A 1,302-nucleotide genomic window follows, 5' to 3' on the forward strand; every position below is an offset into this window, starting at 1 on the left:
ACAGGCCGGCGAGGAAGCAGCCCAGCGTGTTGACCACCAGCGTGCCGCCGGGGAACGAGGGCGGGAACCAGCGCTGCGCGACGCCCGACAGGCCGTAGCGGGCGACGGCGCCCAGGGCGCCGGCCGCGGCGATGGCCAGCAGGCGCGTCACGGCGCGACCCCGGCGGTGGTCGGCGGCGGCGGCGGCGGCGGCGGCGATGACGGCATCTTGGGCACGCGGATGCGCAGGCAGACGAAGAAGCCCGCCACGGCGATCGCGCCGGCCAGCAGGAACACCCACTGGAAGCCGTAGCGCTCCCAGATCCAACCCGAGAGGATCGGCAGGCTCATGGCCACCACGTGGTCGATGGTGATGCCCAGGGCGATGGTCGGGGTGATGTCGGCGGGATCCTCGGCGATCTTCTTGAGGTAGGTCGTGCGCGCCACGCGCAGGGCGAACAGCACGCTGTCCAGGACGTAGGCCGCGTACAGCAGCTTCACGTCGCCGGCGAAGGCGTACACCAGGCAGACGCCCAGCAGCAGCAGCTCGTCGGCCGCGAGCACGGTCCGCTCCCCCAGCCAGTCGATGACGTCGCCCAGCAGCGGGCGCAGCACGATGCCCAGGGCCGCGGCGATCACGTACAGCACGGCGATGGTCTCGACCGTGACGCCGTGCCGACTGACCAGCACCCAGCCGCCGAAGGCCAGGAAGATCTGCTTGCGCACCCCGAACAGGGCGCTGATGGCGTAGAACAGGTGGTAGCGCCGCTTGTAGACCAGCCGCCGCGACCGCGTCCCGGTCCGTCCGATCTGCAGCCGCAGGTAGAACCAGCCCGCGGCCGCCGCGCAGACCGCGGCCAGGCCGTAGAACAGGTCGTAGCGGTCGCCCACCTGCCGCGCGATGAGCCAGACGCCGGCCACGCCCACGATCGTGCCCAGGTTGCGGGCGCCTCCCAGCTGGCCGAGGCGGCGCCCCTCGTTGCCGCTGCGGGCCAGGGTCAGGCCCAGCGGACCCTCCACGGCGAAGATGATGTGGTCGCCGAGGCTCCAGATCATCAGGAAGGCGACCAGGGGCAGGGTGCCGCCCGCGAGCAGCCCGAGGCCCAGCGCGCCGCCCGCGGTCAGGATCATCGCGGCGGCGGCCATGCGCGCCTCGCACATGAAGGTCAGCAGCGCAGCCGAGATGAACATGATCAAAAATCCCGGCAGCTCGCGCGGCAGCTCGATCCAGCCGCGCGCCCCGGCGTCCAGGGCGTGGACGTCGCTGAGGTAGTTGTTGAAGGTGGACTGGAAGACGCCGGCCGCCGCCCCGAAGCAGAGCGT

Annotated in this window: 1 protein-coding gene; it reads right to left on the reverse strand. The window is 72.0% G+C overall.

Annotated elements, in window-relative coordinates; all coding sequences use genetic code 11:
• Window positions 1–147 precede the first annotated feature (147 nt).
• On the reverse strand, window positions 148–1,302 hold a 1,155-nt coding region (locus tag Q7W29_05010), incomplete at its 5' end, for an MFS transporter (protein ID MDO9171175.1).

This window comes from bacterium, from assembly GCA_030654305.1.
GTDB lineage: Bacteria > Krumholzibacteriota > Krumholzibacteriia > LZORAL124-64-63 > LZORAL124-64-63 > PNOJ01.